14 protein-coding genes are annotated in these 11,974 nt (G+C 61.4%); 12 read left to right on the top strand and 2 right to left on the bottom strand.

What is annotated here, in order from left to right:
• The first annotated feature begins 103 nt into the window (after positions 1 to 103).
• The 6 genes from ABEH28_RS20435 to ABEH28_RS20410 all read left to right on the top strand — a co-directional run bounded on the left by ABEH28_RS20435 (position 104) and on the right by ABEH28_RS20410 (position 5,003).
• Positions 104 to 1,006 (top strand): energy transducer TonB, encoded by a 903-nt coding sequence (locus tag ABEH28_RS20435; RefSeq protein WP_192172974.1) that lies wholly within the window; start codon positions 104 to 106, stop codon positions 1,004 to 1,006.
• A 107-nt stretch (positions 1,007 to 1,113) separates the two neighbouring features.
• A complete protein-coding gene (locus tag ABEH28_RS20430; RefSeq protein ID WP_192172975.1) occupies positions 1,114 to 1,683 on the top strand; it encodes a YqgE/AlgH family protein in 570 nt (189 codons plus the stop codon).
• Entirely contained in the window at positions 1,683 to 2,120 is a 438-nt protein-coding gene (ruvX, locus tag ABEH28_RS20425) for a Holliday junction resolvase RuvX (RefSeq protein WP_237254516.1), read from the top strand. Before ABEH28_RS20430 ends, ruvX begins: the two co-directional genes overlap by 1 nt.
• 76 nt (positions 2,121 to 2,196) lie before the next feature.
• Positions 2,197 to 2,718: a bifunctional pyr operon transcriptional regulator/uracil phosphoribosyltransferase PyrR gene (pyrR, locus tag ABEH28_RS20420; protein WP_172610020.1), complete on the top strand. Its 522-nt coding sequence runs from the start codon at positions 2,197 to 2,199 to the stop codon at positions 2,716 to 2,718.
• 12 nt (positions 2,719 to 2,730) lie between these two features.
• Positions 2,731 to 3,735 carry an aspartate carbamoyltransferase catalytic subunit gene (locus ABEH28_RS20415; RefSeq protein WP_346630924.1) on the top strand — a complete coding sequence of 335 codons (1,005 nt, stop codon included), beginning with the start codon at positions 2,731 to 2,733 and terminating at the stop codon, positions 3,733 to 3,735.
• Positions 3,732 to 5,003: a dihydroorotase gene (locus ABEH28_RS20410; protein WP_346630923.1), complete on the top strand. Its 1,272-nt coding sequence runs from the start codon at positions 3,732 to 3,734 to the stop codon at positions 5,001 to 5,003. The genes ABEH28_RS20415 and ABEH28_RS20410 overlap by 4 nt, the downstream gene beginning before the upstream one ends.
• 213 nt (positions 5,004 to 5,216) lie before the next feature.
• On the opposite strand, the gene ABEH28_RS20405 is transcribed toward ABEH28_RS20410, so the two are convergent.
• A complete protein-coding gene (locus tag ABEH28_RS20405) occupies positions 5,217 to 5,633 on the bottom strand; it encodes a TM2 domain-containing protein (protein ID WP_346630922.1) in 417 nt (138 codons plus the stop codon).
• Positions 5,634 to 5,883: 250 nt separating this feature from the next.
• Between ABEH28_RS20405 and ABEH28_RS20400 the strand changes: the two genes are divergently transcribed.
• Positions 5,884 to 6,615: a C40 family peptidase gene (locus ABEH28_RS20400; protein ID WP_133775605.1), complete on the top strand. Its 732-nt coding sequence runs from the start codon at positions 5,884 to 5,886 to the stop codon at positions 6,613 to 6,615.
• 71 nt (positions 6,616 to 6,686) lie between these two features.
• On the opposite strand, the gene ABEH28_RS20395 is transcribed toward ABEH28_RS20400, so the two are convergent.
• Positions 6,687 to 7,721, bottom strand: a complete 1,035-nt coding sequence (locus ABEH28_RS20395) for a type IV pilus twitching motility protein PilT (RefSeq protein ID WP_192172978.1) — start codon at positions 7,719 to 7,721, stop codon at positions 6,687 to 6,689.
• 54 nt (positions 7,722 to 7,775) lie between these two features.
• Here ABEH28_RS20395 and ABEH28_RS20390 point away from each other — a divergent pair, with 54 nt between their 5' ends.
• The 5 genes from ABEH28_RS20390 (at position 7,776) to metW (ending at position 11,911) form a co-directional block, all read left to right on the top strand.
• Complete coding sequence (locus ABEH28_RS20390) at positions 7,776 to 8,462, top strand: YggS family pyridoxal phosphate-dependent enzyme (RefSeq protein ID WP_346630921.1); 687 nt, start codon at positions 7,776 to 7,778, stop codon at positions 8,460 to 8,462.
• A 24-nt stretch (positions 8,463 to 8,486) separates the two neighbouring features.
• Positions 8,487 to 9,305 carry a pyrroline-5-carboxylate reductase gene (gene proC / locus ABEH28_RS20385; protein ID WP_346630920.1) on the top strand — a complete coding sequence of 273 codons (819 nt, stop codon included), beginning with the start codon at positions 8,487 to 8,489 and terminating at the stop codon, positions 9,303 to 9,305.
• Positions 9,306 to 9,315: 10 nt separating this feature from the next.
• Positions 9,316 to 9,906 (top strand): YggT family protein, encoded by a 591-nt coding sequence (locus ABEH28_RS20380; protein WP_346630919.1) that lies wholly within the window; start codon positions 9,316 to 9,318, stop codon positions 9,904 to 9,906.
• Positions 9,907 to 10,143: 237 nt separating this feature from the next.
• A complete protein-coding gene (locus ABEH28_RS20375; RefSeq protein ID WP_192172982.1) occupies positions 10,144 to 11,283 on the top strand; it encodes a homoserine O-acetyltransferase in 1,140 nt (379 codons plus the stop codon).
• A gap of 7 nt (positions 11,284 to 11,290) precedes the next feature.
• Complete coding sequence (gene metW / locus ABEH28_RS20370; protein WP_192172983.1) at positions 11,291 to 11,911, top strand: methionine biosynthesis protein MetW; 621 nt, start codon at positions 11,291 to 11,293, stop codon at positions 11,909 to 11,911.
• The last annotated feature ends 63 nt before the right edge of the window (positions 11,912 to 11,974 follow it).

Here is an 11,974-nt window from a genome sequence, read left to right as displayed (position 1 = left end):
GACATCAAACGCCAAGCCAGTCCTGACATTGCGTTATCATGCGCGGCCTGAATTTTTGCGCTAGGTGAGTAGTAATGCTGGCACATGTGCTGCCGGAGCGTGGATGAACGCTGCGGTCGACGATGATCTCCCCCTGTCCCTGACCCGCACCGGCGTGCGCCCTGCCGATCGCCTCGGGTTTACCCTGATGATCGCCGCACTGGTGCATCTGGCGGTGATCCTTGGCGTCGGTTTCACCTACGTCAAACCGGAAAAGATCAGCCAGACCCTGGAGATCACCCTCGCCCCCTTCAGAAGCGACACCAAGCCCAAGGACGCCGACTTCCTCGCCCAGGAAAACCAGCAGGGCAGCGGCACCCTCGACAAGAAAGCGGTGCCCAAGACCACCGAAATCGCCCCGTATCAAGACAATCAGATCAACAAGGTCACGCCACCGCCTGCTGCCAAACCGGTGATCAAGCAGGACGCGCCGAAGACCGCTGTCGCCACGAAAGCGCAGTCTCCGCAGAAGACCGTCGCCAGGCGCGATGAGGTCAAGCCGGAAGAACAGAAGAAGGTCGCGCCGACCATCGACAGCACGCAGCTGAACAGCGAAATCGCCAGCCTCGAAGCCGAGCTGGCGGATGAGCAGCAGGCGTACGCCAAGCGTCCGAAGATCCACCGCCTGAGCGCGGCCTCAACGATGCGCGACAAGGGCGCCTGGTACAAAGAGGACTGGCGCAAGAAGATCGAGCGCATCGGCAACCTGAATTACCCGGATGAAGCCCGCCGCAAGCAGATCTACGGCAGCCTGCGCATGATGGTCTCGATCAACCGCGACGGTTCACTCTACGAAGTGCTGATTCTGGAGTCATCAGGCCAGCCGCTGCTGGATCAGGCGGCGCAGAAGATTGTCCGCCTGGCAGCACCCTTTGCGCCATTCAGTGGCGATCTGGCCGATATCGACCGGCTTGAAATCATCCGCACCTGGAAATTCGCGCGCGGAGACAAGCTGTCGAGTAATTGATCAGCCAATGCCGCGCAATATGAAACCTGACCTGCGTCGCGATTTATCCGCCCGTGAGTCGGTTCTGCCAGTTGTCACAACAGCCCCGCGACGCCACACTAGGGCTCATGAAAAACGTCTCTCCCTCGTACCTCAAACACCAGTTTCTGATCGCCATGCCCCACATGCACGATGAGAACTTCGCTCAGACCTTGACGTACATCGTCGAGCACAATGCCAATGGCGCCATGGGTCTGATCATCAACCGACCGCAAAGCCTGTCGCTGGCAGACATTCTGGAACAGCTGCGCCCCGAATTGCCGCCACCTGCGCGCTGCAAGGACATCGCCATTCACCTTGGCGGGCCGGTGCAAACCGATCGCGGCTTTGTCCTGCACCCTTCCGGCCAGGTGTTCCAGGCGACCGTGGACCTGGGCGGCATTTCGCTCTCGACCTCTCAGGACGTCCTCTTCTCCATCGCAGACGGCTACGGCCCTGATCAAAATCTGATCACCCTCGGCTATGCCGGCTGGGACGCCGGCCAGCTTGACGCCGAGTTTGCCGCTAATGCGTGGCTTAACTGCGCATTCGACCCGGCGATCCTTTTCGACGTCGAAAGCGAAGATCGCCTGGACGCCGCTGCCGCCAAACTGGGCGTTAACCTCAACCTGCTGACCAGTCAGGCGGGTCACGCCTGATGGCCGGACTGCGTCTGTTACTGGGATTCGATTACGGCACCAAACAGATCGGCGTGGCGGTCGGCCAGGTGATCACCGGGCAGGCCCGCGAGCTTTGCACATTGAAAGCGCAGAACGGCGTGCCGGACTGGGACAAGGTGCAGGCGCTGATCACCGAATGGAAACCGGACGCCATCGTCGTCGGTCTGCCGCTGAACATGGACGGCACACCGAGCGAGATGAGCGCCCGTGCCGAGAAGTTTTCGCGCAAGCTCAATGGCCGCTTCAACCTGCCGGTCTACACCCACGACGAGCGCCTCACCACGTTCGAAGCCAAGGGCGAACGCGCCTCTCGCGGCCAGCATGGCAGTTACCGGGACAATCCCGTGGACGCCATCGCCGCAGCGCTGCTGTTGCAAAGCTGGCTGGAAGCCAACACCGCGCTGTTTGAAACCTGATCCATCTACGCTGAACCGAATTCGATTTACCCAGGACGTTCGTGCAGCGCACGCCGGGGCACCTGAAGGAGCAACCATGAGTCTGCCAAATCCCGCCGAACTGATCAGCCAGATGGCGATTGATCTCAACGCGCACCTGAACAAACGCGGCATCCAGGAGCCTCGCTTCATCGGCATTCGCACCGGTGGCGTGTGGGTCGCGCAGGCGCTCCTTGAAGCCCTCAACATCCAGTCGCCGCTGGGCACGCTGGACGTCTCTTTTTACCGCGACGACTTCAGCCAGAACGGCCTGCACCCGCAAGTGCGCCCGTCGGAGCTGCCGTTCGAGATCGAAGGCCAGCATCTGGTGCTGATCGATGACGTGCTGATGAGCGGGCGCACCATTCGTGCGGCGCTCAACGAACTGTTCGATTACGGCCGCCCGGCCAGCGTGACCCTGGTGTCGCTGCTGGATCTGGACGCTGCTGACCTGCCGATCCGGCCAAACGTGACGGGCGCGACCCTGTCACTGGGGCCGAATGAACGGGTCAAGCTGTCCGGGCCAACGCCGCTGACGCTCGAACTGCAAGACCTCTCCACCGATTCCGCCGCCCTCTAAGAGTCCTTTGCGATGACGCCTCTCGACGCCAAGCGCCAGCTGCAACTGAACCATCAGGGCCAGCTGCAGCACTTTCTCTCCCTCGACGGTTTGCCCCGCGAACTGCTCACCGAAATCCTCGACACCGCCGACTCGTTCCTGGAAGTCGGCGCCCGCGCGGTGAAGAAGGTCCCGTTGCTGCGCGGCAAGACCGTGTGCAACGTGTTCTTCGAGAACTCGACACGCACCCGCACCACGTTCGAACTGGCGGCCCAAAGGTTGTCGGCGGACGTCATTACGTTGAACGTATCGACCTCCTCGACCAGCAAGGGCGAGACGCTGTTCGATACGCTGCGCAACCTTGAAGCCATGGCCGCCGACATGTTCGTGGTGCGCCACGGTGACTCCGGTGCGGCGCACTTCATCGCCGAACATGTCAGCCCTCAGGTCGCGATCATCAACGGCGGCGACGGCCGCCATGCGCACCCGACCCAGGGCATGCTGGACATGCTGACCATCCGTCGCCACAAGGGCAATTTCGAAAACCTCTCGGTGGCGATCGTCGGCGATATCCTGCACTCCCGCGTCGCGCGCTCGAACATGATCGCGCTCAAAGCGCTGGGCTGCCCGGACATCCGCGTGGTCGCGCCAAAAACCCTGCTGCCAGTGGGCGTCGAGCAATACGGCGTGAAGGTCTACACCGACCTGAACGAAGGCCTGAAGGACGTCGACGTGGTGATCATGTTGCGCCTGCAGCGCGAGCGCATGTCGGGCGGCCTGCTGCCGAGCGAGGGTGAGTTCTACCGGCTGTTCGGCCTGACCACCGCGCGCCTGGCCGGCGCCAAGCCCGATGCCATCGTGATGCACCCGGGCCCGATCAACCGCGGCGTGGAGATCGAATCAGCCGTGGCCGACGGCGCGCACTCGGTGATCCTCAATCAGGTCACCTACGGCATTGCCGTGCGCATGGCCGTTCTGTCCATGGCCATGAGTGGCCAAACCGCACAACGTCAGTTCGAGCAGGAGATCGCCCAGTGAAGTTCAGCATCCTCGGCGCTCGCGTCATCGACCCTGTCAGCGGTCTGGATCAAGTCACCGACATCCATCTTGAAGCGGGGAAGGTTCTCGCCCTCGGCGCGGCACCTGCCGGCTTCAGCCCTATGGAAACCATCGACGCCGCCGGCCTGATCGCCGCCCCCGGGCTGGTCGACCTGAATGTTTCTCTGCGTGAACCGGGTTACAGCCGCAAAGGCAACATCGCCAGCGAAACCCGCGCAGCGGCGGCCGGCGGCGTCACCAGCCTGTGCTGTCCGCCGCGTACAAAACCGGTGCTCGACACCTCTGCCGTTGCCGAGCTGATTCTGGACCGAGCCCGCGAAGCCGGCCACAGCAAGGTCTTTCCGATCGGCGCGTTGAGCAAGGGTCTGGAAGGCGAGCAACTGGCCGAGCTGATTGCCCTGCGCGACGCCGGTTGCGTGGCCTTCACCAACGGCATGGTCAATTTCCGCAGCAACCGCACGTTGTGCCGCGCGCTCGAATACGCGGCGACGTTCGATCTGACCGTGATTTTCAATTCCCAGGACCACGACCTTGCTGAAGGCGGCTTGGCCCACGACGGTCCGACGGCTGCGTTTCTGGGTTTGCCGGGCATTCCGGAAACGGCTGAGACGGTGGCACTGGCACGTGACCTGTTGCTGGTCGAGCAAAGCGGTGTGCGCGCCCATTTCACGCAACTGACCAGTGCGCGCGGCGTGGCCTTGATTGCCCAGGCGCAGGCGCGAGGCCTGCCGGTGACGGCAGATGTGGCGCTGTATCAGTTGATCCTGACCGACGAAGCACTGACCGGCTTCTCGAGCCTGTACCACGTGCAGCCGCCGCTGCGCACCCGCGCGGATCGCGACGCATTGCGTGAGGCGGTGAAGTCGGGCGTGGTGCAGGCGATCTCCAGTCATCACCAGCCCCATGAGCGTGACGCGAAGCTGGCCCCGTTTGGCGCGACCGAACCGGGCATCAGCAGCGTGGAGCTGTTGTTGCCACTGGCGATGACGCTGGTCGAAGACGGCCTGCTGGACCTGCCGACGCTGCTGGCACGCCTCAGCTCCGGACCCGCCGCTGCGCTGCGCCTGCCGGCCGGGACGCTGATTGCCGGCTCACCTGCGGACCTGGTGCTGTTCGACCCCGCCGCTTCTACGGTTGTAGGCGAGAAGTGGCTGTCGAGAGGCGAAAACTGCCCGTTCCTCGGCCATTGTCTGCCGAGCGCCGTGAAATACACGTTTGTGGATGGGCGGGTTAGCTATAACGGGTGAGATGCCCAACCTCAGGCAGACGTTGATTATGTGGGAGCGAGCTTGCTCGCGAAGGCTTACTTTCAGCCTCAGAGAAAACGGCTGAATGCACCGGCCCCTTTGTGAACAAGCTCGCTCCCACAGGTTTTGTGTCGCGCCCTACCGTCAGCGATGACGCACCTCATCGTGGGGTGACCTCTCTCACTTCCACGGACGAGCCCAAAGCAACCTCTATTACCGGCGGGCGTTCTTCACCGAGATCTGGTCATTCAGCGTCCAGAAGTCGTACAGCACGCCCAGCAGCGCCAGACCTCCCGTGAACAGGTAAATGATCCCGGTGATCCATTTGCCCTGATACATCCGGTGCACGCCGAACACGCCCAGAAAGGTCAGCAGAATCCAGGCGAGGCTGTAATCGGTCGAGCCTGCGTTGAATCGCAGGTCCGCTTCCCGATCCATCGCAGGGATCAGGAACACGTCGATCAGCCAGCCAATGCCAAACAGGCCCAGCGTGAAAAACCAGATCGTGCCGGTCACCGGCTTGCCGTAATAAAAGCGATGCGCCCCGGTAAATCCCACAATCCAGAGCAGATAGCCCATGACCTTGCTGTGGGTGTCCGGACGTTGAACGTCGGGTTGATAGGTGTTCATTGTTGACCTCGCTTGCTGCAATAGAAAAAAATATGCGTAAGTTTTGTGACTTTCGTGACGCCGTCCGACGTATGGCTTGAACCTCTTTTCAATCGTGCAAACCCTTGTTCTGCAAGGTGATCAGCACACTGAGATGACGATTCTGCAGCCAAAACTGACTTTGAGGGCAGTAAATTGTTCGACAAGGGGGCTCAGAATTTCGCAAAAAGCTGTTATAAAGTTGCGCGCTGACCAACAAGAGCCCTGCCTAATGCGTCCATTTTTCAAGACATGGCTGACTATTTGTCTATTTATGCCACTGGCCGCCCACGCCACCAATCGTGAGCAAACGCTTCCACCGAGCTTCACCGGTTTCACCGCCAGGTCCGAGTCGCCGGAATCCGTTTCACGCAACATCGCTGCTCAACGAGCTGCAATGGCTGCACTGGAACAGACGGCTACTCCACTCGAGACCTCTGGCAAGCGAGCCAAAGCTGTTAAGGGAAAACCATCCCGCAGCACTCGCAAGATTTCGCAGAACACTGTCGCCCTGGCCAACACGGCGCAGATGGGTACCAAACAGAGCAGCACCGTGGTCAACCGGGCCGTTAACGCCATCGGTACACCTTATCGTTGGGGCGGCACTAGCCCAACAAAAGGGTTCGACTGCAGCGGACTGGTGAAATACGCCTTCAACGACGTGAGCGAAGTCGATTTGCCGCGCACGTCCAACGCCATGGCCGAAGGTCACGGGCAGAAGGTTGACCGCAAGGATTTGAAGCCGGGCGACTTGCTGTTCTTCAACATCAAGAGCCGCACGGTGAACCATGTTGCGATTTACCTCGGCAACGACCGATTCGTTCACGCGCCACGCCGTGGCAAATCCGTGACGATCGACACGCTGAAGAAGCCGTATTGGGACAGCCATTACGTCGTCGCCAAGCGTGTGCTGCCAAAGCAGCCGCCGAGTCAGAAAGGCACCGTGCGCATCGCCCAGCGCTGATCGCACCCGCCGCCTGAAAAACACTGTGGGGAGCGAATTCATTCGCTCCCCACAGTCGTTTGTATTCCTGATCAGAAATTATCAGGCGTCTTCGCCTTCTCCCGCGCACTCTCGCGCGTGATCAGCCCCTTGCTGATCAGGTCCTTCAGGCACATATCCAGCGTCTGCATCCCCAGCGATCCCCCGGTCTGAATCGACGAGTACATCTGCGCCACCTTGTCCTCGCGGATCAGGTTACGGATCGCCGACGTGCCGATCATGATCTCGTGGGCCGCGACCCGCCCTCCGCCGACCTTCTTCAGCAGCGCCTGAGAAACAATGGCGTGGAGCGACTCGGAGAGCATCGAGCGGATCATCGACTTCTCCTGCGCCGGGAACACGTCGACGATACGGTCGATGCTCTTGGCTGCGGACGTGGTGTGCAGCGTGCCGAACACCAGGTGGCCGGTTTCGGCAGCGGTCAGCGCCAGACGAATGGTTTCAAGATCGCGCAGCTCGCCCACCAGAATCACGTCAGGGTCTTCCCGCAGCGCCGAACGCAGCGCCTCGGCGAAACCGTGGGTGTCGCGATGGACTTCGCGCTGGTTGATCAGGCTTTTCTTGGACTCGTGTACGAACTCGATCGGGTCTTCGATGGTGAGAATGTGGTGATGCTTGTTGCTGTTCAGATAGTCGACCATGGCAGCCAGGGTGGTCGACTTGCCCGAGCCGGTCGGACCGGTGACCAGAACCAGGCCGCGCGGCACGTCGGTAATCTTGCGAAACACTTCGCCCATGCCCAGCTCTTCCATGCTCAGGACCTTCGACGGAATGGTCCGGAACACGGCGCCCGCGCCGCGATTCTGGTTGAACGCGTTGACCCGGAAGCGCGCCACGCCCGGGACTTCGAATGAGAAGTCTGTCTCCAGATCTTCCTCGAAGTCCTTGCGCTGCTTGTCGTTCATGATGTCGTAGATCAGCCCCTGAACCTCTTTCTGGTCCAGTGCGGGCAGGTTGATCCGCCGCACATCGCCATCGACGCGGATCATCGGCGGCAGGCCGGCAGAGAGATGCAAGTCCGACGCGCCTTGCTTGGCACTGAAGGCCAGCAGCTCGGTAATATCCATACAGCTCCTCATCACATAGAATGCCGCAGACTTTAGCCCTGCTGGCGCAAATCAATGTCCACGATAGCAGAGAACATTTCAACGCTCGCCGAGCGAATTCGTAGCGCGGCGCAAGCGGTACAGCGCGACCCGGCGTCTGTCGGCCTGTTGGCGGTGAGCAAGACCAAGCCGGCGAGTGATCTGCGGGAAGCCTACGACGCCGGCCTCCGCGATTTTGGCGAAAATTACCTTCAGGAAGCTCTCGGCAAACAGGCCGAATTGAGTGACCTGCCCTTGATCTGGCATTTCATCGGCCCCATCCAGTCCAACAAGACTCGCGCCATCGCCGAGCACTTTGCCTGGGTGCATTCCGTGGACCGTCTGAAAATCGCACAACGGCTGTCCGAACAGCGTCCGCCGGAACTGCCGCCGCTGAACATCTGCATTCAAGTCAACGTCAGCGGCGAGGCCAGCAAGTCAGGCTGCAGCCCTGAAGACCTGCCCGCACTGGCCGAGGCCATCAGCGCGCTGCCGAATCTGAAACTGCGCGGCCTGATGGCCATTCCCGAACCCACCGATGACCGCGACGAACAGAACGCTTCGTTCGCCGCCGTCAGCACGCTGCAGGCGCAACTTGGCCTGCCGCTGGACACGCTTTCCATGGGCATGAGCCACGACCTCGAAGCCGCCATCGCACAAGGCGCGACCTGGGTGCGGATTGGCACTGCCCTCTTTGGCGCCCGCAATTATGGGCAGCCTTAACCTTTGCCCCACAGGAAACCGTTCATGAGCAAAACCCGTATCGCGTTCATCGGCGCCGGCAACATGGCCGCCAGCCTGATTGGCGGCATGCGCGCCCAGGGCGTCGACGCTGAGCTGATTCGCGCCAGTGACCCTGGCGCAGAGACCCGCGAGCGCGTGGCAAAAGAACACGGCATCAAGGTGGTCGCCGACAACGCCGAGGCCATTGAAGGCGCCGATGTGGTGCTGTTGGCGGTCAAGCCGCAAATGATGAAAGCCGTGTGCGAAGCACTGAAGCCGGCGCTCAAACCGCATCAACTGATCGTGTCCATCGCCGCCGGGATTACCTGCGCCAGCATGCGGTCGTGGCTGGGCGAGCAGCCCCTCGTGCGCTGCATGCCGAATACCCCGGCGCTGTTGCGCCAGGGTGTCAGCGGCTTGTATGCGACGGCGGATGTTACCCCGGCCCAGCGCGAGCAGGCCGAGATGCTGCTGTCGGCGGTCGGGATTGCACTGTGGGTCGATGAAGAAGCCCACATCGACGCCGTAACGGCGGTGTCGGGCAGCGGCCCGGCGTATTTCTTCCTGCTGATCGAAGCCATGACGGCCGCAGGCGTCAAACTCGGCCTGCCGGCTGACGTTGCCAGCAAGCTCACCCTGCAAACCGCACTGGGCGCTGCACTGATGGCGACCGGCAGCGACGTCGATGCCGCTGAACTGCGTCGCCGTGTGACCTCGCCTGCAGGCACCACCGAAGCGGCCATCAAATCGTTCCAGGCCGATGGCTTCGAAACAATTGTGGAGAAGGCGCTGGGCGCCGCTGCACATCGCTCCGCCGAACTCGCCGAACAGCTGGGCAAATAAGGAACCACTCATGAATGCACTCACCGGCGCCACTATTTTCGTCATCCAGACGCTCATCAGCCTGTACCTGACCATCGTTCTGCTGCGCTTTGTGCTGCAGCTGGTCAAAGCCAACTTTTACAATCCGCTGTGCCAATTCGCCGTCCGTGCGACCCAGCCGTTGCTGAAGCCCATCCGGCGCATCGTGCCGAGCGTCTTCGGGCTCGATACTTCCTCGCTGCTGCTGGCGATCGTCATTCAGGCGCTGTTGATGGCCTTCGTACTGATGATGACCTACGGCACCATCGGCGATATCCCGCACCTGTTGATGTGGTCGATCATCGGCATCACGTCGCTGCTGCTGAAGATCTTCTGGGTCGCGATGATCATCATGGTCATCGTTTCCTGGATTGCACCGGGCAGCCACAACCCGGCCGCCGAGTTGGCCTACCAGATCAGCGAACCGATCCTGGCGCCGTTCCGTCGCATCATCCCTAACTTGGGCGGCATGGACATCTCGCCGATCTTCGCCTTCCTGGCGATCCAAGTGCTGCAGTCCTACGTCATGCCTGAACTGGCGGCCTACGCCGGCATGCCGCAAGAGCTTTGGCGGTCGATCTGACTGCCGCCGCATGCAGCCAATGAGAACGCGGTAACTCTGACAGCAGGACCGGCTTCAGCCGGGAAGCTTTAGATCTTGGGGCGACGGCGCCAGCAGCCGTCGCCTTTTTCCCAGTCTGATGAATGTCGCGCCGGCAAAAATCCAAAGCGTCACCCTCCGCGAAATCAGCCATTTACTTTGTTGCCGCACCCCCGCGCGATCTTTAGACTTACGCCTCATTTCAGCGAGAGCAGGTCGATGTCCACGGTCTTTCCCAAAGATTCTGTCGGTCTAGTCACGCCGCAAACGGCGCATTTCAATGAGCCGCTGGCCCTGGCCTGCGGACGCTCGTTGCCTGCCTACGACCTCATCTACGAAACCTACGGTCAGCTCAACGCCGCCAAAAGCAACGCGGTGCTGATTTGCCACGCGCTGTCGGGTCATCACCACGCGGCGGGTTATCACAGCGCCGAAGACCGCAAGCCGGGCTGGTGGGACAGCTGCATCGGCCCCGGCAAGCCCATCGACACCGACAAGTTCTTCGTCGTCAGCCTGAACAACCTCGGCGGCTGCAACGGCTCCACCGGCCCCAGCAGCCTCAACCCGGAAACCGGCAGGCCCTTCGGCGCCGACTTCCCGGTGTTGACGGTCGAAGACTGGGTGCACAGCCAGGCGCGTCTGGCCGACCGGCTGGGCGTCGATCAATGGGCCGCCATCGTCGGCGGCAGCCTGGGCGGCATGCAGGCGCTGCAATGGACGATCACCTACCCCGAGCGCGTGCGGCACTGTCTGGCGATTGCCTCCGCGCCCAAGTTGTCGGCGCAGAACATCGCGTTCAACGAAGTCGCGCGGCAGGCGATCCTGACGGACCCGGAATTCCACGGCGGCTCGTTTCAGGAACACGGCGTGATCCCCAAGCGCGGCCTGATGCTGGCGCGCATGGTCGGGCATATCACTTATCTGTCCGATGACTCGATGGGTGAGAAATTCGGCCGGGGCCTGAAGAACGAAAACCTCAACTACGACTTTCACAGCGTCGAGTTTCAGGTCGAGAGCTATCTGCGTTATCAGGGCGAGGAGTTTTCCGGGCGTTTCGACGCCAACACCTATCTACTGATGACCAAAGCGCTGGACTACTTCGATCCGGCCGCCAACTTCAACGATAACCTCGCCGCCACCTTCGCCAATGCCAGTGCCAAGTTCTGTGTGATGTCGTTTACCACCGACTGGCGGTTCTCCCCGGCCCGCTCGCGGGAGTTGGTTGATGCGCTGATGGCGGCGAAAAAGGACGTCTGTTATCTGGAAATCGATGCGCCCCAGGGCCACGACGCCTTCCTGATCCCGATCCCGCGCTATTTGCAGGCCTTCTCCAGCTACATGAACCGAATTGCACTCTGAGGACACCATGAGAGCCGACCTGGACATCATCCAAGACTGGATACCGGCTGGCAGCCGTGTGCTCGACCTCGGCTGCGGCGACGGCGAATTGCTGTCCTGGCTGCAGCAGCACAAGCAAGTGACGGGCTATGGCCTGGAAAATGACGCTGACAACATCGCCCGTTGCGTGGCGCGGGGCGTCAACGTCATCGAACAGGATCTGGACAAGGGGCTGGGCAACTTCGCCAGCAACAGTTTCGATGTCGTGGTGATGACCCAGGCGCTTCAGGCCGTGCACTACCCGGACCGCATCCTTGATGAAATGCTGCGCGTGGGCCGTCAGTGCATCATCACCTTCCCCAATTTCGGGCACTGGCGCTGCCGCTGGTACCTGGCGAGCAAGGGGCGGATGCCGGTTTCCGAGTTCCTGCCGTACACGTGGTACAACACGCCGAACATCCACTTCTGCACCTTCGAAGATTTCGAAGAGCTGTGCCGCGGTCGCTCGGCGAAGGTCATTGATCGGCTCGCGGTCGATCAACAGCACCGGCACGGCTGGGCCAGCAAGCTTTGGCCTAATCTGTTGGGTGAAATCGGCATCTATCGCGTCAGCAGCCCGGGCTTGCAGGACCATCAGATAGCCGTGTGACCGGTGCCGCAGGGCAGTAAAGCCCTGCCAGCCAGCGTTAGCACCCAAGTGAAGAAAGCGGGC

The organism is Pseudomonas sp. Ps21-P2 (assembly GCF_039672565.1).
In the GTDB taxonomy this organism is placed as follows: Bacteria; Pseudomonadota; Gammaproteobacteria; order Pseudomonadales; family Pseudomonadaceae; genus Aquipseudomonas.
Note: the sequence above shows the minus strand (reverse complement) of the source record. Positions and strands in the feature narration are given on the sequence as shown.

Coding starts and splice junctions, on each gene's coding strand:
- ABEH28_RS20435 (WP_192172974.1), top strand. CDS start 104: ATGAACGCTGCGGTCGACGATGATCTCCCCCTGTCCCTGACCCGCACC.
- ABEH28_RS20430 (WP_192172975.1), top strand. CDS start 1,114: ATGAAAAACGTCTCTCCCTCGTACCTCAAACACCAGTTTCTGATCGCC.
- ruvX (WP_237254516.1), top strand. CDS start 1,683: ATGGCCGGACTGCGTCTGTTACTGGGATTCGATTACGGCACCAAACAG.
- pyrR (WP_172610020.1), top strand. CDS start 2,197: ATGAGTCTGCCAAATCCCGCCGAACTGATCAGCCAGATGGCGATTGAT.
- ABEH28_RS20415 (WP_346630924.1), top strand. CDS start 2,731: ATGACGCCTCTCGACGCCAAGCGCCAGCTGCAACTGAACCATCAGGGC.
- ABEH28_RS20405 (WP_346630922.1), bottom strand. CDS start 5,633: ATGAACACCTATCAACCCGACGTTCAACGTCCGGACACCCACAGCAAG.
- ABEH28_RS20400 (WP_133775605.1), top strand. CDS start 5,884: ATGCGTCCATTTTTCAAGACATGGCTGACTATTTGTCTATTTATGCCA.
- ABEH28_RS20395 (WP_192172978.1), bottom strand. CDS start 7,721: ATGGATATTACCGAGCTGCTGGCCTTCAGTGCCAAGCAAGGCGCGTCG.
- ABEH28_RS20390 (WP_346630921.1), top strand. CDS start 7,776: ATGTCCACGATAGCAGAGAACATTTCAACGCTCGCCGAGCGAATTCGT.
- proC (WP_346630920.1), top strand. CDS start 8,487: ATGAGCAAAACCCGTATCGCGTTCATCGGCGCCGGCAACATGGCCGCC.
- ABEH28_RS20380 (WP_346630919.1), top strand. CDS start 9,316: ATGAATGCACTCACCGGCGCCACTATTTTCGTCATCCAGACGCTCATC.
- ABEH28_RS20375 (WP_192172982.1), top strand. CDS start 10,144: ATGTCCACGGTCTTTCCCAAAGATTCTGTCGGTCTAGTCACGCCGCAA.
- metW (WP_192172983.1), top strand. CDS start 11,291: ATGAGAGCCGACCTGGACATCATCCAAGACTGGATACCGGCTGGCAGC.